At 62.1% G+C, this 22,358-nt stretch carries 21 protein-coding genes; 13 read left to right on the forward strand and 8 right to left on the reverse strand.

All coding sequences use genetic code 11. The features are described 5' to 3' along the window. The first annotated feature begins 26 nt into the window (after positions 1-26). A complete protein-coding gene (locus BN1123_RS14605; protein WP_042027855.1) occupies positions 27-641 on the forward strand; it encodes a trimeric intracellular cation channel family protein in 615 nt (204 codons plus the stop codon). An 85-nt stretch (positions 642-726) separates the two neighbouring features. Here the strand turns inward: BN1123_RS14605 and BN1123_RS14610 are convergent, their stop codons facing one another. From BN1123_RS14610 to BN1123_RS14625, 4 genes are all read right to left on the reverse strand, one after another. Continuing rightward, positions 727-978 carry a lipoprotein gene (locus tag BN1123_RS14610; protein WP_026458071.1) on the reverse strand — a complete coding sequence of 84 codons (252 nt, stop codon included), beginning with the start codon at positions 976-978 and terminating at the stop codon, positions 727-729. A gap of 47 nt (positions 979-1,025) precedes the next feature. After that, positions 1,026-1,571 (reverse strand): peptidoglycan L,D-endopeptidase MepK, encoded by a 546-nt coding sequence (locus tag BN1123_RS14615; RefSeq protein ID WP_042027856.1) that lies wholly within the window; start codon positions 1,569-1,571, stop codon positions 1,026-1,028. 150 nt (positions 1,572-1,721) lie between these two features. Then, a complete protein-coding gene (locus tag BN1123_RS14620) occupies positions 1,722-3,206 on the reverse strand; it encodes a L,D-transpeptidase family protein (RefSeq protein WP_042027857.1) in 1,485 nt (494 codons plus the stop codon). Between the two features lie 72 nt (positions 3,207-3,278). Next, positions 3,279-4,055: a substrate-binding periplasmic protein gene (locus BN1123_RS14625; protein WP_156130619.1), complete on the reverse strand. Its 777-nt coding sequence runs from the start codon at positions 4,053-4,055 to the stop codon at positions 3,279-3,281. A 342-nt stretch (positions 4,056-4,397) separates the two neighbouring features. On the opposite strand from BN1123_RS14625, the gene BN1123_RS14630 reads away from it, so the two are divergent. From BN1123_RS14630 to BN1123_RS14650, 5 genes are all read left to right on the forward strand, one after another. Beyond that, the gene (locus BN1123_RS14630; RefSeq protein WP_026456915.1) at positions 4,398-4,943 is read left to right on the forward strand and encodes a hypothetical protein; all 546 of its coding nucleotides are present in this window, start codon (positions 4,398-4,400) and stop codon (positions 4,941-4,943) included. Positions 4,944-4,998: 55 nt separating this feature from the next. Then, a complete protein-coding gene (locus BN1123_RS14635; protein WP_042027858.1) occupies positions 4,999-6,015 on the forward strand; it encodes a glycosyltransferase family 2 protein in 1,017 nt (338 codons plus the stop codon). Continuing rightward, positions 6,012-6,383, forward strand: a complete 372-nt coding sequence (locus tag BN1123_RS14640; RefSeq protein WP_026456917.1) for a GtrA family protein — start codon at positions 6,012-6,014, stop codon at positions 6,381-6,383. The genes BN1123_RS14635 and BN1123_RS14640 overlap by 4 nt, the downstream gene beginning before the upstream one ends. Further along, positions 6,383-7,546, forward strand: a complete 1,164-nt coding sequence (locus tag BN1123_RS14645; RefSeq protein WP_042027859.1) for a membrane protein — start codon at positions 6,383-6,385, stop codon at positions 7,544-7,546. Before BN1123_RS14640 ends, BN1123_RS14645 begins: the two co-directional genes overlap by 1 nt. 210 nt (positions 7,547-7,756) lie before the next feature. Further along, positions 7,757-9,868, forward strand: coding sequence for an alpha-amylase (locus tag BN1123_RS14650; RefSeq protein WP_042027860.1), 2,112 nt, complete (start codon positions 7,757-7,759; stop codon positions 9,866-9,868). 91 nt (positions 9,869-9,959) lie between these two features. On the opposite strand, the gene BN1123_RS14655 is transcribed toward BN1123_RS14650, so the two are convergent. Continuing rightward, a complete protein-coding gene (locus tag BN1123_RS14655) occupies positions 9,960-10,574 on the reverse strand; it encodes a glutathione S-transferase N-terminal domain-containing protein (RefSeq protein ID WP_042027861.1) in 615 nt (204 codons plus the stop codon). A gap of 158 nt (positions 10,575-10,732) precedes the next feature. On the opposite strand from BN1123_RS14655, the gene BN1123_RS14660 reads away from it, so the two are divergent. The 4 genes from BN1123_RS14660 to BN1123_RS14675 all read left to right on the forward strand — a co-directional run bounded on the left by BN1123_RS14660 (position 10,733) and on the right by BN1123_RS14675 (position 14,301). After that, a complete protein-coding gene (locus BN1123_RS14660; RefSeq protein ID WP_042027862.1) occupies positions 10,733-11,377 on the forward strand; it encodes a response regulator transcription factor in 645 nt (214 codons plus the stop codon). 128 nt (positions 11,378-11,505) lie between these two features. Beyond that, complete coding sequence (locus BN1123_RS14665) at positions 11,506-12,087, forward strand: TetR/AcrR family transcriptional regulator (RefSeq protein WP_042027864.1); 582 nt, start codon at positions 11,506-11,508, stop codon at positions 12,085-12,087. Positions 12,088-12,146: 59 nt separating this feature from the next. Further along, positions 12,147-13,025 (forward strand): alpha/beta hydrolase, encoded by an 879-nt coding sequence (locus tag BN1123_RS14670; protein ID WP_042027867.1) that lies wholly within the window; start codon positions 12,147-12,149, stop codon positions 13,023-13,025. Between the two features lie 112 nt (positions 13,026-13,137). Further along, positions 13,138-14,301, forward strand: coding sequence for a patatin-like phospholipase family protein (locus tag BN1123_RS14675; RefSeq protein ID WP_042027868.1), 1,164 nt, complete (start codon positions 13,138-13,140; stop codon positions 14,299-14,301). Between the two features lie 6 nt (positions 14,302-14,307). On the opposite strand, the gene BN1123_RS14680 is transcribed toward BN1123_RS14675, so the two are convergent. Next, positions 14,308-16,260: a monovalent cation:proton antiporter family protein gene (locus BN1123_RS14680; protein ID WP_042027869.1), complete on the reverse strand. Its 1,953-nt coding sequence runs from the start codon at positions 16,258-16,260 to the stop codon at positions 14,308-14,310. A 119-nt stretch (positions 16,261-16,379) separates the two neighbouring features. On the opposite strand from BN1123_RS14680, the gene BN1123_RS14685 reads away from it, so the two are divergent. Further along, on the forward strand, positions 16,380-17,282 hold the full coding sequence (locus BN1123_RS14685; protein WP_042027870.1) for a GGDEF domain-containing protein: 903 nt from the start codon (positions 16,380-16,382) through the stop codon (positions 17,280-17,282). Between the two features lie 45 nt (positions 17,283-17,327). Here BN1123_RS14685 and tilS read toward each other — a convergent pair whose 3' ends face one another. Next, on the reverse strand, positions 17,328-18,689 hold the full coding sequence (gene tilS / locus BN1123_RS14690; protein WP_042027871.1) for a tRNA lysidine(34) synthetase TilS: 1,362 nt from the start codon (positions 18,687-18,689) through the stop codon (positions 17,328-17,330). Between the two features lie 166 nt (positions 18,690-18,855). Here tilS and BN1123_RS14695 point away from each other — a divergent pair, with 166 nt between their 5' ends. Together BN1123_RS14695 and BN1123_RS14700 are read left to right on the forward strand one after the other, a co-directional pair. Beyond that, positions 18,856-20,889 carry a M13 family metallopeptidase gene (locus tag BN1123_RS14695; RefSeq protein WP_042027873.1) on the forward strand — a complete coding sequence of 678 codons (2,034 nt, stop codon included), beginning with the start codon at positions 18,856-18,858 and terminating at the stop codon, positions 20,887-20,889. 45 nt (positions 20,890-20,934) lie between these two features. Further along, entirely contained in the window at positions 20,935-21,387 is a 453-nt protein-coding gene (locus BN1123_RS14700) for a PliI family lysozyme inhibitor of I-type lysozyme (RefSeq protein ID WP_042027875.1), read from the forward strand. 66 nt (positions 21,388-21,453) lie between these two features. Here BN1123_RS14700 and pdxY read toward each other — a convergent pair whose 3' ends face one another. Then, entirely contained in the window at positions 21,454-22,332 is an 879-nt protein-coding gene (pdxY, locus tag BN1123_RS14705) for a pyridoxal kinase PdxY (RefSeq protein ID WP_042027877.1), read from the reverse strand. Positions 22,333-22,358: the final 26 nt, after the last annotated feature.

Consider the following 22,358-nt stretch of genomic DNA (forward strand, 5'->3'; position numbering starts at 1 on the left):
CCCTGAATCGCACCCTGGGATAACTCATGTTACATGCTCTCTTCTTGCTCGGCCTGGTGGCCGAAGGGATGACCGGCGCGCTGGCAGCGGGTCGGCGGCGGATGGATCTGTTTGGCGTAGTGATCATCGCGTCTGCGACGGCCATCGGGGGGGGCACCATCCGCGATGTGCTGCTGGGCCACTATCCCCTGCTCTGGGTTGAGCATCCGGAATATGTGCTGTTGGTGGCAGGCGCCGCCATGGCGGGAGTTATCTCTGCACCGCTGATGCGCTACCTCGGCAAGCTGTTTATGGCGCTGGATGCCCTGGGGCTGGTGGTCTTCTCCATCTTCGGTGCAGCCAGGGCTCTGGATATGGGCCATGGTGCCGGCATCGCCTGCATCATGGCGGTGGTGACCGGGGTGTTTGGCGGTGTGCTCAGGGATCTGCTCTGCCAGCGCATTCCGCTGGTGTTTCGCCGCGAACTCTATGCCGCCATCTCGCTGGTGACAGCCGCCCTCTACTGCTTTGCTCTGGAGCAGGGGTTGCCCAATGACTGGGCGGCGTTCGGGTCTATCGGTATCGGTTTTGTGTTGCGCCTGCTGGCGGTACGTTTCAAGTGGGGACTCCCCACCTTCAACTACCAGTACGCAACCCACTGATTACGCCAGCTTCTGGCAAAGCCGCTTAAATTCAGAACACAAAAAAGCGCCCTCGGGCGCTTTTTTGTCATGACAGACTCAGGTGTCAGTTGATCCCTTCCGAGCTGAAGAAGGTCGCCTTGTCGGCGATGAAGCGGATCTTGATGTTCTTGCCTTCCCCGCCCCAGACGCAGCTGGTGGTGCCCAGCGCATCGTCACAGCGCTCCGCCTTGCCAAGGATTTCACTGGCCTGCGCGTACGTCATGCCCATCTTCAACTTGTCGTAATTATCGCGGTTGAGTTTGCTGCAACCGGTCAGCAAGAGGGCGACCAGAGCGCCAATCATTATCTGTTTCATCGTTATCTCCTCACTGGAGCGACGATCTTGTCAGCTTGTTGATACATTTACCAGCTACGAACCGGGCCGGTATCGAGATGGACAAAGTTGTCATGGGGATAATAACCGACCCCGCCGACCCCCAGATTGAGGGCGGCCTTGCGCAGGTGGGCCAGTTGCACCCCGGGGATCCGCACATCCACCGCCTGCCCCAGGGTGTGATAGCTCTGCTTGGCCACACCGCGGCTCTTGCTGCGCTTCTGGCGATTGGTGGCCGGTGAACGATAGCCGGAAATGAGCTGGATCTCGCTGCGCCGCCCCAGTTTTTGCTGCAACAGATAGAGTTGATCGAATAACCGCCTGTCGATATTGAACACTTCGTTGCGACGGTAATCCCGCAGTATGTGGTTGAGCTCGGCCAGTCCGTCGCTCAGGTAATGACCATTCTCCCAGTAACTGGCGCGCACCCGCTCGCCGGTGTTGAGATTGAAAAAGCTCAGTTCACGCCCGGCCGTACTGCGGCTTGCCAGCGCCGGGAGGGGGAGCAGGGCGCCACCCAGCAGACAACCGGCTCCCAACAGCAGACGACGTCGACTTATCTCTTGTTCCAGCATAAGGAGTTGATCCATCGCTCATTGATGCAAAACGGGTAAGTAAATGTGACAAAGACGCTTGAAACTACCCGTGTGCGAGGGACTATGTCAAACCGCAAGGCCCCATGAAAAAGCCCGACCGGGGTCGGGCTTTTCACACTGTGGCAGGGATCACAACAAACGGCTCTGGAAGCTGACTCGATCAAATCCGTAAATATCGTTGCGCAGTTGCTGGCGCCCGGTCTCGTCGACCCAGCTGCTCCAGTAGACGGTAAACACCGGGATCGGGGAGGTTAGCGGCAGCCACTTGGTCTGGGACTGTTTGAGGATGCTGGCGACCTTGTCCGGCTGATAGCGGGAGTCCGCCAGCAACAGTTCAGCCAGATCGTCGGCATGTTCCACCCGAATGCAACCCGAGCTGAAGGCCCGCGCACCCTGCTCGAACAATCCCTTGCGGGGGGTGGAATGCAGATAGATGGCATCGTTGTTGGGCAGGTAGAACTTGTAGCGCCCCAGGGCGTTGTGATCCCCCGGCTTTTGCCGCAGGCGGTAAGGGAAGCCTGCAGCCAGAGCCTGATGCCACTCCTCTTCGGTAAACTGCACCGGATTGCCTTCCCCGTCGACCACCTCGAACTGCTCACGGCTCAGGTAGGCGGGATCCCGCCCGAGTTTGGGCAGAATATCCTTGCTCAGAATGGATCGCGGCACATGCCAGGCCGGGTTGAGCACGATGGATCGGATCTCGCTGGCCAGGATGGGGGTCGCCCGCTGCTCCTTGCCGACGATCACCCGGCTGGTAAACACCTCGCTGCCGGACTCTACCACGCTCAGGCGGTAATCGGGGATATTGACCAGTACATAACGGGGCTTGGCGAGCTGATCCACCAGATCGCGACGCCACAGGTTGCGCAGCAGCAAGCTGGCGCGCACCTCGGGGCCGGTATTGAGCCAGGTACGGGTCTGACGGCCTATGATGCCGTCGGCGGTGAGGCCATGACGACGCTGGAATGCCTTGATGGCCTGTTCTGTTTCGGCATCATAAACGGCATCCTGATGCAGGGGTGCGACATCCCCCAGCTCGTTCAGCATGGCGCGGATCGTCCCGAGCTCGGCGGAGGTTTCACCGGCACGCAGGGTAGGAATGTCGAGGGAAGGCCACTTGCGAGCCATCGGCATGGCCAGCAACTTGCGCACTTTTTGCCGCACAGCTTCATACTCGGCGACCTGCGGACGCAGCTCCCTGACCTGAGTCAGCAGATCATCAGTCGTCGGGGCCTGGTTGATTGGCTGATTGAGAGCCAGTTTGAGGGTTTTCATCTGCTCGCGAGAGACCAGATCCATCCCCCGCCAGGCATGCTGGAAGCGAGTGAGCTTGGTAAAGACCTCGTCATAAATGGCGCCACGCTGGGAGGCGGGTGTGGCGTTCAAACGCTTCCACAACGCAAAAAAATCCGGATGCAAGCGGGCCAGCACAGCCTCCTGCAACTGCTGTTCCAGCTCGGCCCGGGCCAGTTCGGCCTGGGAACCTTGATACCAGTCATGCCGGGTTTCACCGACAGCCACCACGATGGGCGTCTCTGCAGCCTGTGCCACAGTCGCGGGCAGGCAGCCCAGCCACACCAGATTGGCCAGAGCCAGCCAATACTTCATCCCCATGGATACCTCAAAAACGATTTGTTTACTCTGCCCGACCCTGCGGTCGGGCTGCTCATGATGCGCGAATGGCTATCACTTTGCCAGTTCTGGCGACACATAACGTCGCCAGATGGCGTCATACTCGCTCGTCACCTTGAAGGCGGCCAGCTCCTGATTGAAACGCGCAATAAAGTCCGGAGAAAAACGCTTTTTGCTGAAAAGAAAGAAGGTGGGCAACTCATGCACCGGCTTGCCATGGGGTACGATCTGGCCGGCCAGCCCTTGCTCCTTGAGCCCCCAGGGGGTGGCCAGCATGTCACCGAGGAAACCGTCGATCCGCCCGAGCACCAGCTTGCCGTAGTTCTGCTCATCGTTGACTGTGCTCACCTGGGCGCCATGGTAAGCCAGCAGGGCCATCACCTCGTCACCATAGAAGTAATCCTTGGTCACCCCGAGTTTGTGACCACTGACCAGCCAGCTCGCCAGGTCCTGCTCGTGATAATGCTGCCCCTTGCGTACCCACAGGAGCGTGCGTCCCGGGTTGTAGGTATCGGAGAAATAGCCGTAGCGGGCCCGGTCCTCGTTGAAATAGACCTCCATCGCCATATCCAGCTTGCCGAGCTCAATCTCGTGCAACACCCGTTTCCAGGGCAGTTCCACATAATTGGCCTGGCAGCCGATGCGGGCCAGCACGCCGTTGAGCGTCTCGACGGCAAACCCGTGCACCTGCTGGCGTGCCTCCCCGTCGTAGTAGTGATAGGGTGGCCAGTTGTCAAAACCGACCCGAAGTGGAGCCGGGCAGAGGCTGGCGGAAAATGCCTGCGGCATCCAGCAGCAAAGCAGCAAAGCAGCAAACAGTAGGCAGTCCATTTCATATGTCGTCCTTGACAAACAGATGAGTCATCATAAAACGGCCTCGCCAAAATGGCGATAGCACTCCTATGACGATCTATATGTGCAGGAAGCTGACGCAGCAAGCAATCGGCTCGTATTTCTTCCCAGACCGACGCCCCTCTTGCCGTCAGCACGCCTTGCCGTCTGAGCGGCAAATTACCAAGTCCTGCCTTTTGAACTCCCGGGGTTGGGTACAGGGAGTGAAGGGGTTAATATGTGAGCAAATATTTTTTTGTGATCCACTATGCTTTTTTTGCAATTGGATTAGCATATGCGCGAAATCGGCCTACCTATTTTTTGTCAGGCGTAGAGAGTGATATGACGTACAAAAAGTTTGGTTTTCTGACTGCAATCCTGGCGTTGAGCGGTTTTTACCTCTACACCCTCTATCTGGCCGCTCACCCCAATGTGAGCCTGGCCTACCGGCTCTATTACCTGGAGGGCAAGACCCGCTTCTGGGAGCACAACTCCAGCATGACCTATCAGCCGGGCAACGAGCTCAATCTGACCAAACCAAGCCGTTTTCTCTCCAGTGAAGGCTGGGCCAAGAAACCCGGCGCCGAGGGCACCCAGCTTAGCGGTCAGGGTGGCCTCTATTTCGTGTTGCCCAAGCAGGCAGCCAACCCCGATGAACTGACCGTGCATGCCCGCATCAACAGCCCGCAAGCCGGCGCCCTGCTGAAGGTGGCCCTGGGCAACAACTTCACCACCACGGTGAAGCTGGCGAAAGCGGGCATCAACGAGATCCGCCTCAGCCTGCCGGGCAATTCATTGACGGCAGACCCTAAACACCCCAACTTTCTGGCCCTGTCGGCACCGACTCCCATCAATGTGCAGTCGGTACGCATGACCCTTGCCCAGTGAGCCTTGCCCCGCGCACGGTTTGATAAAAGCAACTATCCAAAATAAGGACGTTCTTATGTCGTATCCAGATTTTCGACTCTCTCTGGTCGTTCCCGTATACAACGAGGAAGAGAGCATCGATGCCTTCATCAATGCGATAGACAACGAACTGGCCCCGCTGAAAGACCAGCTTGAAATTGTATTCGTCAACGACGGCAGCCGTGACCGCACCCGTGAAGTGGTCGAGCAGGCCATCGCTCGCGATCCCCGCGTAACCCTGGTCAACCTGGCCCGCAACTTCGGCAAGGAGGCGGCCCTCACCGCCGGTCTGCACCAGGCCAAAGGGGATGCCATAGTCCCGATGGACGTGGATCTGCAGGATCCCCCCGCCCTCATTCTCGAATTCGTCAAGCTGTGGCAGACTGGCGACTATGACACCGTCTACGGCATCCGGGTGGATCGCAGTGCCGACACTCCGATGAAACGTGTCACCGCCGGTGGCTTCTACCGCTTCTTCAACGCCCTCTCCACCAGCACCAAGCTGCCGGAAAACGCCGGCGATTTTCGCCTGATCGACCGCCGTGTGGTGGAGGCGATCAAACAGTTGCCGGAGCGCAACCGCTTCATGAAGGGGCTGTTTGCCTGGGCCGGTTTTCGCGCCGTTGGCGTTCCCTACGAGCGTCCTGCCCGCCACGCGGGTGAGACCAAGTTCAACTACTGGAAGCTGTGGAACTTCGCCCTCGACGGTCTGCTGAGCTTCTCCAGCTGGCCGCTGCGCGTCTGGAGCTATGTGGGTGTCGGTGTCTCCTTCATCGCCTTCCTCTATCTCATCAAGATCATCACCCAGGTGGTCTTCTTCGGCATTGACGTCCCCGGTTATGCGTCCCTCATGTCCGTGGTGCTGTTCCTCGGTGGTATCCAGCTGCTGTCGCTCGGCATCATTGGCGAGTACATCGGTCGCATGTTCGTGGAAGTGAAGCAGCGCCCTGTTTACCTTATCGAAGGGGTCTATGGCCAGTATGCCCGGCAGGAGGCCAGCCAAGGGCAGGATGACAAGCCCGAAGCTGACAAGCAGGAGCAGGCGTCCCAATGATCTCCCGCGAGGAATTCTGGCGGCTGGTACGGTTCGGTTTTGTCGGCGGGGGCGCGACCCTCGTCGATCTCGGCACCTCGTTCGCGCTGTTTCACACCTGGCCCACCATCTCCGAGCATCTGGTTACGACGTTGGCGTTTGCCATCGCGTTCTGGTTCTCCTTTTTCGGCCATCGTTACATCACCTTCCAGAAGCAGGGTGCCGCCAGCAAGTTTCTGCTGGTCGCCCTCTTCTCGCTGGCGGTACGTAACCTCATTCTGAGCGGCCTGCTGTTTGCAGGGCTCTCCGGTCTGCTGCCCGTGGTGATCGCCACGCTGACCGTGACCGTGCTGACCTATCTCCTCTCTCGCGTCTGGGTGTTTGCCTGATGAATGACATGACCACCATGATGGCCCCCGCGCAGGCGGGCCCCTATCGTCCATCATTGCGGATCAGCGGCCGTGACTGGCTGATGATCATCGCCGCCTTCGTGCTGAGCCGGGTTGCTCTCTATGGCATGGGCTACTTCGGGGTCCAGCTCTACGGCGCCACCGATATCGGTCCGTTGCAGGCCTATTGCCAGTTCGACTGCGTCTGGTTCCAGCGCATCATCGAAAACGGCTACGACCTCTACCCGCGCTGGCTCAGCAAGGGCAATGCGGCCAACTGGGCCTTCATGCCCCTCTATCCCATGCTGGCCGGCACCCTCTCCAGCCTGCTCAACGTCGAGAGTCTGATCGGCCTGATGCTGGTGGCCAACATCGGCTTCTTCGCCAGCATGCCGCTGATGCTGCTGGTGCTGCGCCAGCTCAAGCTGGGTGACGAGACCGCCCGCTTCGGTGTCTGGCTGCTCGCCTTCTCCCCCTTCTCTGCCTATTTCGTCTCCGGTTATACCGAATCGATGTTCATGGCGCTGATGCTGGGAATGTTCCTGTTCGCCTATCGGGAGCAGTGGCTGATGGTAGCGGCGCTCGGGGTCTGTATCTCGGCCACCCGCAACCTGGGGGTCATGATGGTGTTCCCCGTGCTGATCCTGGCGCTGCAAGCCTACGGCTGGCGCGAGTTCTTCCGCTTCACCGAGCGCGCCTTCAAGGTGGTATTCACCCTCTGGCTGATCCCGTTTGGCCTGTTCGCCTATATGCTCTACCTCTATCACCTCACCGGGGATGCGTTTGCCTTCAAGCACATTCAGGTGGCCTGGGGCCGTTCCATGGACAGCCCGCTGGACTGGTGGCTGAGCGGTTTCGAGCTCGGCGGTCGCAAGGCTTACCTCTCCATCATGGTGATCTTCGGCTGGTGCCTGAATGCCTATCTGTTCAGCCAGAAGCGCTGGGCCGAGGCGACCCTGATGTTCATCTGCTGCACCATACCGCTGATGACGGGGCTCAACGCCATGCCGCGCTACATGTTCGGCCTCTACCCGACCCTACTGGCCATCATACTGATGACTCATCGCTGGCCGGCCATTCGTCCGGCAGTGCTCTGCATCAGCGGCATGGTGGCCTCCTTCATCGCGGTCGCCTTCGTCAACTTCAAGTTCTTTACCGTCTGACGACACCACAGCCTGACAATGCCGGTCCCTTGACCGGCATTTTTTATGGCAGCGGTTTTTACACCGACACGGCAGGCATCACACTTTCCCCTTCTTGAAAACGTAACCATTTGAACTAACGTCACAAATCAGCGTTTTTGCGCTCCAGGGCCAAGGGCCTGCCTCCTAGAATGGGCGCACCTTCACCTCGCCCCGCTCAAGGAATGGCTTATGCGTCGCGCTTATCGTCTCTCCCCCTTGTGGCTAGTCCTGCTGGCCAGCCAGCCCTTTGGCTCCCAAGCTCTGGCCGCCCCCGATATCCACCTCTATGTGGATGGTCAGGCAGTAGCGACTCCGCTGGCGCTGGACAAAGGGACGGTGACGCTGACCCATCCCTTGGCCAAGGGCAGCCACAAAATTCGCATCGGCGACGCCGCCAACAGTTGTGGCTCCAGCTTTGGCCCGAGCGAGGCCAAGCCGCTCCCCTTTGGCACCGCCCAGCCAATGGACAAGTGCAGCAAGGGAGAGAGCTTTACCCTGCGGGTGATGATGGCGGGGGACTACAAGTTCACCTTCAACCCGGATACCCCCAGCCTCAAGGTGCTGCGCGCCACCAAAAAGAGCGAGTTCAAGCGCCAGCCACCACAAGAGCCCTGCATCAGCTGGGATGGCGGCCCGGTCACGGTATCGCTAAACGGGGTCTGGCCCGACGGCACCCGGTTGCGGGATGCTTATTCGGGGCAGGAGGGCATGGTGAAACAGGGCAAGTTGACACTGACGCCGGCCAAAGAGAGCGGCGGCCTGTTGTTGCTCGAACCGCTCAAGGCGGCCAAACCGGCTCCCTTCAGCTGGGATCAGGCGAGCGTCTACTTCCTGCTGACCGATCGCTTTCACAACGGCGACCCCGCCAATGACCACAGCTTCGGCCGCCAGAAGGATGGTCAGGATGAGGTGGCCACCTGGCACGGTGGAGATTTCAAGGGGTTGACCGAGAAGCTTGACTACATCAAGCAGCTCGGCATCAACGCCATCTGGATCACCCCCATGGTGGAGCAGGTGCATGGCTTTATCGGTGGCGGCGAGCGAGGCAACTTTCCCTTCTATGCCTACCACGGCTACTGGGCGCTGGACTTCACCAAGATAGATCCCAACTACGGTGACGAGGAGAGCCTGAAAATCCTGGTGGACGAGGCGCACAAACGCGGCATGCGGATCATCCTGGATGTGGTGATGAACCACGCCGGTTACGCCACCCTGGCCGATTTACAAGATCTGGGGCTCACGGATCTGGTCCAAAATACCGGAAATTTGCCAAGCCGCTGGAACGAGTGGCGCCCGAGCGGCGGCCTCGACTGGCATGGCTACAACCAGTTTATCGACTATCAATCACCCGCCTGGAGCAAGTGGTGGGGCCCCGACTGGGTGCGCGCCGGCCTGCCGGGCTATCCGCAACCCGGCACCGACGACGTGGCCGGCTCGGTGGCCGGGCTCCCTGACTTCCTGACCGAGTCCACCAAACCGGTGGGCCTGCCGCCCCTGCTCACGGCGAAAAAGGATACCAGGGCCAAAACGCTGCCCAACGCCACTGTGAGCGACTACCTGATCACCTGGCACACCGACTGGGTGCGCCGCTTCGGCATCGACGGTTTTCGCGCCGATACAGTCAAACATCTGGAGCCCGAGGTGTGGGCCAAGCTCAATCAAGCCGGCACCGCCGCCCTCAAGGAGTGGAAGGCTGCCAACCCGGACAAGAAGCTCGATGACCTGCCCTTCTACATGGTGGGCGAGGTGTGGGATCACGGGGTCGCCAAGGACTTCTGGTACCAGAACGGCTTTGATTCCCTCATCAACTTCGACTACCAGCGTGAGTTCGCCCTGCCCCAGGCCCAGTGTCTGGCGGGCGCCGAGCCCACCTATGCCAGCTACGCCAGCCGTATCAACCAGGATCCCGGGTTTAACGTGCTGAGCTACATCAGCTCCCACGACACCAAGCTGTTCTTCGGCGACTATCAGGACGTGCCGTTGCAGCGCAGGGTCGCCAGCAGCTTTATGCTGCTGCCGGGGGGCATTCAGATCTACTACGGCGATGAGTCCGGCCGCGGGCTCGCCAGGGATGGGGGCGTGTTCGACCAAAGCGTACGCTCCGACATGAATTGGCAGGAGCTGGCCAGCGGCGAGAAGGCCGAGCTGGTCAAACACTGGCAGCACCTCGGCCAGTTCCGCGCCGCCCATCCGGCCATTGCGGCAGGCAGCCACCGGAAGCTCTCGGATGCCCCCTACGCCTTCGTGCGGGAGAAGGGAGATGACAAGGTGGTGGTGGTGTTCGCCGGGCGCCAACCGTAAGCCAGCCGGTTTAACACCCGCCATTTGACAGGAGGGGAGCCCATGGCTCCCCTCCTCTTTTTGCCTGATGCTAGGCGCTGGCATCCTGGCGCTACGCCTCGGTGGGCCATTGCAACCGTGCCTTGACCAGGGTTTCCTGCCACAGGGGCCAGGCCAGCAGTGCCTTTTGATACTCTCCCGCCAAACCGGGCAACTGGATACCATAGCTCGCCAGCCGGTAGGCCATCACGGCGTAGAAGGCGTCTATGATGCCCGCCTCGCCAAAATAGAAGGGGCCCCGCGCCAACCCCCAGATCTCCTGCAATCTGGCCAGCTCGCCGATGGCCTCCACCGGCGGGTCGACGCGGGTCGGCGCTCCCAGAAAGAAGGGCAGCAGGGTGCGTATCTGGCGAAAACCGGCATGCAGCTCGGCACACAGGCTGCGGGCCAGGGCCCGCTCGGCTAGCGAGGGGGGATAGAGCTGGCGATCCGGGCACAGCTCGTGGATATATTCGGCGATAGCCAGCGAGTCGTGTACCCGTACCCCGTCATGATCCAGCCAGGGCACCAGCCCGGCCGGTGCCTGTCGCTTGAGCCGCGCCAGGGCGGTTGCGTCGTCCAGATCGAACACCTGCACCTGCCACTCCAGTCCGCTCATGGCGAACACCAGCGCCGCCCGCATCGCCCAGGTGGAGCCCGTGCCCACCGTCAATACCAGGGATCCCATCTTTTGCCTCCTGCATGAATCCGTGCCAGCCATCCTGTCTGCCCCAGTGGCATCACATCCGATGGTCACCTCACATTTGCACACCAGCGGGTTTGACCCCCTTGGGGAGCGATGCTAGTTTGAGTTTTCAAAACAATCAGTTAGCAACCATGTGAGCTATGGATAGCCAATTTACCATCGTCATCGCAGATGACCACCCCCTGTTTCGCAGCGCCCTCTATCAGGCAGTCCACATGGCCATCGACGAGGCCCAGTTGCTGGAAGCGGACTCCATCGACAGCCTGACCCAGCTGCTGGGGGAGCACCCCGAGGTCGATCTGCTGCTGCTCGACCTCAAGATGCCGGGGGCGAATGGCTTCGAGGGGCTGGCCCATCTGCGCGGTCAGTATCCCGACCTGCCCATCGTGGTGGTCTCTGCCTCGGAAGATCCCGCCATCATCCAGCAGGTGCTGCGACTGGGAGCCCTCGGTTTCATCCCCAAATCCGCCCCCATGAAGGAGCTGGTCAGCGCCCTCAATACGGTGATCGGGGGGGACAACTGGGTGCCGGAGGGCATCTCGCTGCACCCGGAATCCGAGGACGGCCCCGATTTTGCCAGCAAGCTGGCAAGCCTCACGCCCCAGCAGTATAAGGTGCTGGTGATGCTGCGCGATGGCAGCCTCAACAAGCAGATCGCCTGGGAGCTCAACGTCTCCGAAGCCACCATCAAGGCTCATATCACCGCCATCTTCCGCAAGCTCGGCGTCAAAAACCGCACCCAGGCAGTGATCGCCCTGCAACAGATGGATATCAAGGACAACTGAGCCGCTCCCCCTTGGCGGCTCCTCTTTTTTCGTAGACCCGACAGAAAGCAACAGCGCCCCGAGTGCTTTGCCGCTCGACAATTAGCACGATCGTACTTTATGCTGCCCGGGCAATGGAGGAGAGAGCGATGAGCAAGGGGCGCCTGACCCGCGACAACATTTTGCAGACTGCGTTCGAGCAGGCGAGCCGGCAAGGGCTGGAGAGCCTGACCATAGGCTCGCTGGCAACGGCATGCGAGATGTCCAAGAGCGGCCTGTTTGCCCACTTTCAGTCCCGCGACAACCTGCAGATCGCCGTGCTGGAGTATGCCGCCCAGGTGTTTCGCGAGCGGGTGATCCAGCCGGTGCGCCAGCAGCAGCATGCCAGCCAGCACGACAAACTGACCGCCCTGTTGCAAGCCTGGCTGGCCTGGAACCAATGCTTTGCCGGTCGCTGCATGTTCCTTGATGCCTGGACCTCGGCCCAGGAGGGTGAGGTGCAGCAGGCGGCCCGCCAGCTGGTGCGTTTCTGGCTCGACTACCTGGCTCGCCAGGTAGTGAAGGGCCAGGCGCAGGAGGAGTGGCGCGGCGACATGGATCCCTGGCGCGCAGTCTACCGGCTCTACGGCCTCTATCTGGCGGATCAGGTGTTCAATGCCCTGGATCTTTGCCAAGATCCGGCCCGTCACTTCTGGCCCGAGGTGGAGAAGGTGCTGGCCAGCTGGCGCTGATCCTTTTAAAAACCGACAAAAAAGCACGACCGTTCGCGCATAAAACCGACAGGATTATCATGAGCAGCAAGATCTACTTCAACACCCGCCGCTTCAACCCGAGCAAATGGTTGCTGGGGTTCGGCACCCGTCTGCATCACAGGATCGCCCCCGCCCACGCCAAGCGCACCGCCAGCAAGCTGCTGCTCACCCCCCAGCGCAGCCAGCGGGACGAGACGCCCCCGGCCGGGCTGGTCAAACAGGCCGTGCATACCAGCGAAGGCGTCTTGATGAGCTACCGCCTCGGCCAGGGGCCGGTCTGGCTGCTGATGCACGGCTGGTCCGGCAGCGCCACCCAGTTTTATCCGCTGATGAGCCATATCGCCGCCCAGGGCTTCACGGCGATTGCCTACGATCATCCGGCCCACGGCCACAGCGCTGGCCAGACCGGTCACCTGCCCCGCTTCGTGCGCGCCTTTGACGAACTGGCCGCCAGCGTGGCCGACGAGCTGGGCCCCATCGCCGGCATCATCGCCCACAGCATGGGAGGCGCCGTCACCCTCTCCAGCCGCCAACCGGCCATGGATACACTGCCGCTGCTGCTCATCTCACCGGTGCTTGACTATGTACCCCAGCTCTACGGCATGGTGGCCCGCTCCGGCTATTCCATCCGGCTGTTCGATGCGGTGGTCAAGGAAATCGAGCAGGAGTACCAGCACCCCTTGAGCACGGTCGATCCCCTGGGCCGGCTCGCCAGCCGCCACGGCCCCGCCATGATAGTGCACGATGAGGAGGACAGATTTGCCCCCCACGACGATTCGCTTCGCGCCAGCCAGGAGGGCCACACCAAACTGGTGAGCACCCGGGGACTCGGCCACGGGCGCATCCTCGCCAGCGCCCCTGTCTTTGCCGCCTTCGATCAGCTGGCAAGGCCCGAGCATCCTCACCGCGACTTGTAAGCAAGGGGCGAAAAAAAAACGCGTCAGCGCCCTTTTTTATATTTGATACAGCGCTTTATAGTTAACTTGTCAGTGGGAAAAACGGCATGGATAACGATAAGGCGCACCCCCTATGGCCAGACCCAACACCGCATTGTTGCTCACCGGAGGCGGCGCCCGGGCCGCCTATCAGGTCGGCGCCCTCAAGGCGATTGCGGAGCTCTATCCCCGCAATCTCGGCATCCCGTTTCCCATCTTGTGCGGCACTTCGGCGGGGGCCCTCAATGTCACCGCGCTGGCCTGTTACGCCTCCTGCTTTCATCTGGGGGTGCGCAAGCTGGAGTGGGTCTGGCGCCGCTTCGAGACCCACCACATCTTCGACTTTCACCCCGGCCGTCTGCTGTGGCGCCTGATGTATGAAGGCTCGGCCGGGCTCATCACCCCCAACACCAACCACGCCTTTCACCTGTTCGACAATGCCCCCCTGCACCGTCTGCTGGATCAGCTCATCGACTATCATCGCATCGACGACAACATCCTCTACGGCAGCCTGGAGGCGCTGGCCATCACCGCCTCCGACTATGACGACGGCCTCTCCACCACCTTCTTCCAGGGGCGCAACGAGCACCATCCCTGGGAACGGGCCAGACGGCGCGGAGTGCGTACCCTGCTCACTTCGGATCACCTGCTGGCCTCCGCGGCGCTGCCCTTTGTCTTTCCGGCGACCCAGATAGAGGGCAAGTTTTACGGCGATGGTTCCATCCATCAGCTGAGCCCCCTCAGCCCGGCGATCCATTTGGGGGCGGAGCGGATCCTGCTCATCACCCTGGATCCGCCGACCCGCACGGCCCCCACCCAGCACCATGGTCACCTGACCAGCTCCAACATCGCCAGCCACCTGCTCGATACCGTGTTCACCGACACCCTCAACTCGGATCTGGAGCGGCTATGGCGCATCAACCAGACCCTGGATCTCATCCCCGAGCGCGAGCGCCGACGCCTCAAGCTCAAGCGGGTGGAGACCTGCGTGCTGAAACCGAGTCAGGATCTCGACGAGATGGCGCTTCCCTACCTGCGCAAGTTGCCGCTGCATCTGCGCCGCCTGTTGCGGGTTCTGGGAGTGAAGGGGGACGAAACCAGCAGCCTGGCCAGTTTCCTGATGTTCTATCCGGGCTACTGCCAGCAGCTCATCAAGCTGGGCTATCAGGACACCCTGAAAGAGCGGGCGCGGGTGATCGAATTTCTCAATCTGGAGGCACTGCTCAGAGACGAGGCCATACTGGAGCCCCAGCTGTAACTGGGCTCAGTGCCCTTCCAGCAGTCGCTGCTCGGCCTGCTCCATGGCCACCGCAGTACCAAACAGGATCAGCCGGTCGCCGGCGGCGAGCCGCAGCTCGGCCCTGGGTTCCAGGGTCTGATCGCCGCGCTGCACCTCCTTGATCCTCACCTCCCCCAGCGGCAACTCCTGCACTTCGCGCCCCACCGCCCAGGCCTGATCGTGCAGCAGCAGTGGGTGGAGCCGTTCGAGCAGCTGATCGGCCTCCATGTTGCTGGCACTCTGATCCCCCCAGTAGAAGCCGTGCAGGAAGCGATACTGGCTGCTGCGCTCGTGCTCCATGCGCCGGATCACCCGCCCCAGGGGAACGTCGCAGTTGACCAGCAGATGGGAGACCAGCATCAGGGCCCCCTCCTGGGATTCGGGGATCACCTCGAACGCCCCCGCCTGTTTCAGCTGCTCGAGAAAGCTGTCATCCCGGGTGCGCACCAGCACTTTGAGATCCTCGGCCAGCTCGCGGATCAGCGCCAGCATGGCTTCTACCCGCTTGCGATCGTCGAAGGTGATGATCACCAGCCGGGCCCGCAGCAGGCCGGCGGCCAGCAGGATATCGCGCCGGCTGGCATCGCCGAAGGCCACCTGCTCCCCCGCCAGTTTCGCTTCGCTCACTCGCTCGGGGTCGAGATCCAGAGCAAGAAAGGGGATCTCTTCGAGCTTCAGGAAGCGGGCGCAGGTCTGCCCGGCACGGCCGAAGCCGGCGATGATCACGTGCTGGGTTTTGCTAAGGCCTGACTGGGCTACCTCGGAGCGGGTCAGCAGGGCGGGATCGGTCAGACTGCGGGCCAGGGAGTGGGCCTGGATCACCAGCCAGGGGGTCATGGCGATGGAGATGATCCCCATGCCGATCAGCAGCGACACCAGTTCCCTGGCCAGTAATCCATGGTGGCTGGCCAGCGCCAGCAGCACGAAACCGAATTCGCCGACCTGGCTCAGCATGATGCCCGCCGCCAAGGCGTCGCGCTTGCGTTCCCCCATCAGACGACCGGCCAGCAGCACCAGCAGGGCTTTGCACAGCACCAGTCCCAGCACGCAGAGCAGTACCTGCCACCAGTCTCTGGCCACCAGTTCCCAGTTCATGGCCATGCCGATGGTGATAAAAAAAAGCCCCATCAGCACGTCGCGAAACGGCTTGATGTCCACCTCCAGCTGGTGGCGATAGTGGGACTCCCCCAGCATCATGCCCGCCAGAAAGGCCCCCAGCGCCATCGACAAGCCCAGCGAATAGGTCATGGCGGCAGCCAGCAAAGCCACCAGCAGGGCGCTCAGCACGAACAGCTCGTCGGAGCGGGCCCGCGCCACCTCGTGAAACAAAAGCGGCAGCAACCACTTGCCGACCGCCAGCAAGCTAAGCAGGGCGAACAGCCCCTTGAGGGTGGCCCAGGCGATCTCCGCCAGCAGGGCGCTGCCCTGCACCTCGGGCCGGGCCAGAATGGGGATCATCACCAAGAGCGGCACCACCGCCAGATCCTGAAACAACAGCACGCTCACCCCGAGCTGGGCACGGCGGGTATGGAGCTGTTTTTGCTCACCCAGCTGCTTGATCACCACGGCGGTAGAGGAGAGTGCCAGGGTGCCGGAAACCACCAGCGCCTGGGGCAGGCTGAGCCCCCACCAGCGGGCAAGCCAGAAAAAGAGCAGGGAGGTGAGCAGCACCTGTAGCCCCCCCACCCCCAGCACCAGCCGGCGCATCGCCAGCAATTTGGGCAGGGAGAACTCCAGCCCCAGGGAAAACATCAAAAAGACGATGCCGAGCTCGGCGATGGTTTGCATGGTGGACTGGCCGGTCACCATGGCCAGCCCATGCGGGCCGAGCAGTACCCCGGCGATCAGGTAGGCGAGGATCACCGGCAGCCCGAGGCGCCGGAAAATCGCCACCAGCAGGACGGCGGCAAACAGCAGGATCAGCAGATCTGTATACAAATTTTCCTCTCCTTTTATCAACTTAAGTCTAGTCAGCCAGGCCGGGAGGCAGGAAAGATATATTGGGCATGCCAATTGCAGGGAAGGGGGAGTAGTCAGGTGTTTACAGGTGGAAAACCATGGAAAATACGTCGTCACTCAATGGTTTTGCCCATAGCCTCGAGCTGTGGGCGCACCAGAGCGAGCGGGTCGTGCCGTTACATAGCGTCGAGCGTAACCAGTTGCTGGAACAGTTGCTGGGGCAGCAGGATCTCGACGCTCTGCTGACAACCTTTGCCGCCCAGGCGGCAAAAATTGTCAGGATCCACAGCCTCTACTTCGAGCACGAGCAGCCCCGCTCCCTGATCCAACATCCGCCCCTGGCGACCCTGACACCGCACAACCACTCCTTCGAGCTACGCGGCCAGCATGGCCAGCTGCTCGGCCAGCTGCACTACGAGCTGGATCTGCCCATGAGCAGCCACCAGCAACGACGGCTGCTGCAGTGCCATCAGTTGCTGAGCCTGCTGCTGCCGCTCTATCTGCGCCTTGAAAAGCTCGATCAGCTGGTGCGACTCGATCACCTGACCGGCCTTGGCAACCGCTCCTACTTCGATGAGGCCATCGGCCGCGCCATCGAGCAGCATGGCCGCGAGCCCCACGGGTTGGTGCTGGTGCTGCTGGATCTGGATCGCTTCAAGCAGATCAACGACACCTGGGGTCATCCGGTGGGGGATCTGGTGCTGAGCCGCTTCGCCCTGCTGCTCAAGGGGTGTATCCGCAGCACGGATCAGGCATTCCGGCTCGGGGGGGACGAGTTTGCGCTGCTGCTGCAACCGGCCGAACCCGAGGCATGGCGTCCGGTCTGGCTGCGTCTGCAGCACATGCTGATGACCAGCAAGGAACTCTCAGCCTTCTCGGTTGGCTGCAGCCTGGGGGCCGCGACCTGGCAATCCGGGGTCGACGTGCAGAGCCTCTACGAGGCGGCCGACAACCACCTCTATGCCCGCAAGAAAGCGGGCAAGACAGACCCCGGCGAATAGACAATCTGGCGGCCCCGCCATGGCAACAGGATGGGGGGCCGCGATTCAATCCAGATCGCCTGATTCCGGCATGACGGGGGCAAGCCGGGTCGCCTGCCACTCACATCTCAGCCCCTCCTCCTGCGCCAAAAAACCGTCACAGACAAAAAGCCCCACCACGGCCGCCACCTGATCGCCATAGTAGAGGATGGGAATGCGCCCCCGCTGCCAGGAGGGCACGCCATACTCCTGCAGCAGTTTTTTCAGACGGCGACTGCCGGCGCGCCCTACCGGTTTGAGCATGGTGCCGGGCACCACCTGAAAGCGCACCGAGAGCGGTTCGTCACCCCGGGGCAACCGCAGCAATCCCTCCCCGCCGGTTTGCCGGCGCAGCAGGAGCGAGCCCAGTCCGTCAGGCAGTGAAATCACCTCTCCCGTGGTCAATGGCAGCACCTGCTGGCAAGGCTGCAGGTCGGGGGCGACCAGATAGAGGCGATCCTGGAAGCGGCGACAGCTCTGCTTGCCCCAGTTGAGCTGCGGGTTGGCATCCCCGCGGGCCAGTGCCACCTCCTGCCAGAGCCGGTTGAGCTGTTCGCGAGAGGGCATCTCACCCCCCTGACGACGGATCCAGTAGCGCAGCAGATTGTTGCGCCGCGCAGGCGAGAGGGGCTGCAGGGCGGCGATATGGAGCGCCTCCCCCTCGCCCGCCAGATGCCAGTCCTGTTCGGCCAGCTCCTCCAGCAGTGCTTCTTGCTCGGCGCAGATCGCCATGGTGCGGCTCGCGGTCTGGGCCATGGCGGGCCAGCGCGCCTTGAGCCGGGGAATAAGCTCCTGGCGCAAAAAGTTGCGATCGTAGCTCACATCCCGGTTGCTCTCATCCTCCACCCAACCACAAGGCAGGGTGGCGGCCACCTCGGCCAGCTCGCTGCGGCTGATATCGAGCAAGGGGCGCAGCAACTGACCCCCGGCAAAAGGCTGGCGTGGCAGGATCCCGGCCAAACCGCGCAGCCCGGCGCCCCGTTTCAAGGCCAGCAGCAGGGTCTCCAGCTGATCGTCCTGATGATGGGCGGTGAGCAGCCACTCCCCCTCCCCCATATGCGCGGTCAGACACCGGTAGCGCGCCTCCCGGGCCTGGGCCTCCAGGCTCTCGCCATTGCCGCGCACCAGCTGCACCCGCTCCACCATGAGGGTTACCGCCAATTGCTGACAGACGGTTTTGCAGTGGGCAACCCACTCATCGGCGTGGGAGCTCAGACCATGGTGAACGTGGAGGGCGCGCAGGCCAAGGCCGTGCTCGCGGGCGAACTGCGCCGCCAGCACCAGCAGCACGGTGGAATCGAGCCCGCCGCTGAACGCCACCAGCAAGCGGGTGGAACCTTCCGGCACAGGCAGGGTCTGACAAAAGCGAGAATAAAGATGAGAAATCATAGGCTTCCCCGAAACGAACCGGCCGATCTTAACAGAGTCAGGCTTATCAAGCTGCAGCCCGACTGCTAGAGTGAGCCGCATCCCAGTACCCAAGATGGTACCGAAAGTGGTACCAAGATGCCCCCGTTGCAAGGGAAGCAAACAACCGGAATTGGAATCAAACAGCATGAACAACAAGAAAAGCATACTGGCCGGCCTCATTGGACTGGCCCTGCTGGCCGGCTGCAGTCAGGCACCGCAAGGCGACCCCAAACACTCGGGACTGGCGCTGGCCAACATGGACACCACCGTCAGCCCGGGCGACGACTTCTTTCGCTACGTAAACGGCAAATGGCTCGCCAGCGCCAGGATCCCCGACGATCGCCCCGCCGATGGTGCCTTCTACATGCTGAGGGACAAATCCCTCGCAGACGTGCGGGTGCTGGTCGAGGGGCTGGCCAACCAGAGCGCCGCCGACGGCACGCCTACCCAGCAGATCCGCGATCTCTATGCCAGCTATCTGGATCAGGCGGGCCGTGATGCCAAGGGGCTGTCACCACTCGCTCCCGCCCTCGCCCAGATCGATCAGATCCACGACCAACGGGATCTGGCCCGCGCCTTTGCCGAGGCGAGCAAGCTCGGGGGCGGCGCCCCGTTCGGGATCGGGATCGGCCCCGACGCCAAGGCGCCGGATCGCTACGCTGTCTACCTCTATCAAGGGGGGCTGGGACTGCCGGATCGGGATTATTACCTCAAGACGGATGCCGACAGTCAGGCCCTGCGCCAAAAATATGAGCGCCACATCGCCAGCATGCTGACCCGGCTCGGTGAGTCCGACCCGAGCGGCAAGGCCAGACGCATTCTCGCCCTCGAGACCCGGCTCGCAGCCATCCAGTGGGACAACGTCACCCTGCGGGATCGGGAGAAGAACTACAACAAGCGCCCGGCCAGCGAGCTGACCCGCCTCGCTCCCGCCATCGACTGGCAGGCCTATCTCGATGGTGCCGGCATCGCCGCCCAGCCCGATCTCATCATCGGCCAGCCGAGCTACCTGAGCGCGCTGGACAAGGTGATGGCCCAGACTTCCATCGCCGACTGGCAGGCCTACCTCAAGTGGCAGCTGCTGACCGACTACGCCCCTTACCTCGACGGCGAGACGGATCGTGCCAACTTCGCCTTCTACGGCACCACCTTAAGCGGTACACCCAAGCAGCGCGCCAGCTGGGAGCGGGCACTGGGGGTGCTCAACGATCACCTGGGCGAGGCCGTCGGCCAGCTCTACGTGGCCCGCTACTTCCCGCCAGAGGCCAAGGCCCGGATGGAGCAGCTGGTGGAAAACCTGCGCACCGCCTACGGCCAGAGCATCGAAGAACTCGACTGGATGTCGCCAGAGACCAAGGCGCAGGCCCTCGAGAAGCTGGCCAAGTTCAGACCCAAGATTGGCTATCCGGACAAGTGGAAGGACTACAGCGGTATCGTCATCAAGCCGGACGATCTGGTGGGCAACCTGCAGCGGGCCCAGGCGTTTGAATACGCCGACGATCTCGCCCGCCTCGGCAAGCCGGTCGATCGGGACGAATGGCACATGTCGCCCCAGACGGTGAACGCCTACTACAACTCGAGCAACAACGAGATCGTCTTCCCGGCGGCCATACTGCAACCCCCCTTCTTCGACATGACGGCGGACGATGCGGTCAACTATGGCGCCATCGGCGGAGTGATCGGCCACGAGATGGGCCACGGTTTCGATGATCAGGGGGCCAAATCCGACGGCGACGGCATGATGCGCGACTGGTGGACACCGCAGGATCTCAAGGAGTTCCGCTTTCGCACCAGCCGGCTGGTGGCCCAGTACAACCGCTTCGAGCCCATCAAGGGGCAGTTCGTCAACGGCCAGTTCACCCTGGGCGAGAACATCGGCGATCTCGGCGGCCTCACCATCGCCCACAAAGCCTACGAGCTGTCGCTCGATGGCAAGGAGGCACCGGTACTGGACGGCTTCACCGGCGAGCAACGCTTCTTCCTCGGCTGGGCCCAGGTGTGGAAGGGGATGTACCGCCCCGAGCTGATGCAGATGCTGCTGCGCTCCGATCCCCACTCCCCGCCCGAATACAGGGTCAATGGCGTGGTACCGAACATTCCCGCCTTCTACGAGGCCTTCAACATCCAGCCGGGTGACAAGCTCTATCTGCCGCCCGAGAAGCGGGTGAAGATCTGGTAAACACCACCAACGGGGGCGCCCAGGCGTCCCCGTAAGGAGTCAACGATGAAAAACAGGATGATGGCGCTGGGGCTGCTCGCCCTGCCTCTTTTCGCCCTGCCCATGGTCGCACAAGGGGCGGAAGGGGACTCCCGCCAGCTGACCCTTCCCTCCGGCCAGATCCTCGTGGTGAACGAGGGTCGCGGCGAGCCCGCCTCCATCGGCAGCTATGACGTGCGCCTCTACACCGGGGCCAATCCCCAGTTTCCCCTCGACCAGTTTGTCGAGGGCAAGGTATTGCCCCGGGAGGGCAGCATCAAGGAGTTGAAACTGCTGGATCTCAACGGTGACAAGCAGCCCGAGCTGGTGGTCATCATGGAGAGTGCCGGCAGCGGCAGCTACCTGAGCGGCGATGCCTTCACCATAGGCCCCCAGGGGGAACTCGAACTGTTTCACCAGATAAGAGATCTGCCCCCGGGCGAGGACATCATCAAGGCGCTCAAGAGCCCGCAAGACTGACCACAGCCCAAACCAGCACGCAATAAAAAGCCCTGATCATCAGGGCTTTTTGCTATCTGGCGCCAATCAGGCGGCACAGGTCAGGGCAAGCCGGGTCGCCCGGATGCGCACATGGGGCTGCGCCATCTCGTGCTGGGCCGCCACCAGTTGCAGCTCATAGGCATTGACCAGCCAGGTCTGGGCCAGCACCGCATCCACGCTGGCGTTGGTCCGCTCGAACGCCACCACCGGCTCGTATCCGGCCAGCAGATTGGCCAGCATGGTGGCACTTAGCAGATCTCCCACCCCGATGGGCTGGCGAGCAAACGGATAGAGGGGGCGCGAGATATGAAAGGCCCCCTCGTCGCACACCAGCAGCATCTCGAAGCGATCGTGGCCGAATCCGGCCCGCCCCAGATGCTTGACCAGCACCAGCCTGGCCCCCCGCGCCCGCAGCTGCTGGCAGGCCGCCACCGCCTCGGGCACGTTGTGGATCTCGCGGCCGGTGAGCCGCTCCAGCTCCAGCAGGTTGGGGGCCAGCATGTCGGCGCAGGCCAGCGCCCGCTCCTTGAAGAACTCGGCGACGCCGGGGGCGACGATACACCCCTTGTCGGGGTGGCCCATCACGGGATCGCAAAAATAGAGGGCACGCGGATTACACGCCTTGAGCCTGGCCACCGCCGCCAGTATCTCCTCCCCCTGAGCGGCAGAGCCGAGATACCCGCTGAGCAGCGCATCGCACTGCCCCAGCACGCCGATGTCGGTGAGGCCCGCCATCAGCTGGCCGATGTGGCCCGCCGGCATCACCATCCCCTGCCACCCCTGGCTGTACTGGGTGTGATTGGAGAACTGCACCGTGTTGACGGGCCACACTTCCACCCCCAGACGACGCATGGGGAAAACGGCGGCGCTGTTGCCGGCACAGCCAAAGACCACGTGGGATTGAATGGAGATCACTCGCTTCATGATTGGCGACTCACACAAGAAAACCG

It is taken from the genome of Aeromonas enteropelogenes (genome assembly GCF_000819845.1).
Lineage (GTDB): Bacteria > Pseudomonadota > Gammaproteobacteria > Enterobacterales > Aeromonadaceae > Aeromonas > Aeromonas enteropelogenes.

Coding starts and splice junctions, on each gene's coding strand:
- BN1123_RS14605 (WP_042027855.1), top strand. CDS start 27: ATGTTACATGCTCTCTTCTTGCTCGGCCTGGTGGCCGAAGGGATGACC.
- BN1123_RS14610 (WP_026458071.1), bottom strand. CDS start 978: ATGAAACAGATAATGATTGGCGCTCTGGTCGCCCTCTTGCTGACCGGT.
- BN1123_RS14615 (WP_042027856.1), bottom strand. CDS start 1,571: ATGCTGGAACAAGAGATAAGTCGACGTCGTCTGCTGTTGGGAGCCGGT.
- BN1123_RS14620 (WP_042027857.1), bottom strand. CDS start 3,206: ATGGGGATGAAGTATTGGCTGGCTCTGGCCAATCTGGTGTGGCTGGGC.
- BN1123_RS14625 (WP_156130619.1), bottom strand. CDS start 4,055: ATGGACTGCCTACTGTTTGCTGCTTTGCTGCTTTGCTGCTGGATGCCG.
- BN1123_RS14630 (WP_026456915.1), top strand. CDS start 4,398: ATGACGTACAAAAAGTTTGGTTTTCTGACTGCAATCCTGGCGTTGAGC.
- BN1123_RS14635 (WP_042027858.1), top strand. CDS start 4,999: ATGTCGTATCCAGATTTTCGACTCTCTCTGGTCGTTCCCGTATACAAC.
- BN1123_RS14640 (WP_026456917.1), top strand. CDS start 6,012: ATGATCTCCCGCGAGGAATTCTGGCGGCTGGTACGGTTCGGTTTTGTC.
- BN1123_RS14645 (WP_042027859.1), top strand. CDS start 6,383: ATGAATGACATGACCACCATGATGGCCCCCGCGCAGGCGGGCCCCTAT.
- BN1123_RS14650 (WP_042027860.1), top strand. CDS start 7,757: ATGCGTCGCGCTTATCGTCTCTCCCCCTTGTGGCTAGTCCTGCTGGCC.
- BN1123_RS14655 (WP_042027861.1), bottom strand. CDS start 10,574: ATGGGATCCCTGGTATTGACGGTGGGCACGGGCTCCACCTGGGCGATG.
- BN1123_RS14660 (WP_042027862.1), top strand. CDS start 10,733: ATGGATAGCCAATTTACCATCGTCATCGCAGATGACCACCCCCTGTTT.
- BN1123_RS14665 (WP_042027864.1), top strand. CDS start 11,506: ATGAGCAAGGGGCGCCTGACCCGCGACAACATTTTGCAGACTGCGTTC.
- BN1123_RS14670 (WP_042027867.1), top strand. CDS start 12,147: ATGAGCAGCAAGATCTACTTCAACACCCGCCGCTTCAACCCGAGCAAA.
- BN1123_RS14675 (WP_042027868.1), top strand. CDS start 13,138: ATGGCCAGACCCAACACCGCATTGTTGCTCACCGGAGGCGGCGCCCGG.
- BN1123_RS14685 (WP_042027870.1), top strand. CDS start 16,380: ATGGAAAATACGTCGTCACTCAATGGTTTTGCCCATAGCCTCGAGCTG.
- tilS (WP_042027871.1), bottom strand. CDS start 18,689: ATGATTTCTCATCTTTATTCTCGCTTTTGTCAGACCCTGCCTGTGCCG.
- BN1123_RS14695 (WP_042027873.1), top strand. CDS start 18,856: ATGAACAACAAGAAAAGCATACTGGCCGGCCTCATTGGACTGGCCCTG.
- BN1123_RS14700 (WP_042027875.1), top strand. CDS start 20,935: ATGAAAAACAGGATGATGGCGCTGGGGCTGCTCGCCCTGCCTCTTTTC.
- pdxY (WP_042027877.1), bottom strand. CDS start 22,332: ATGAAGCGAGTGATCTCCATTCAATCCCACGTGGTCTTTGGCTGTGCC.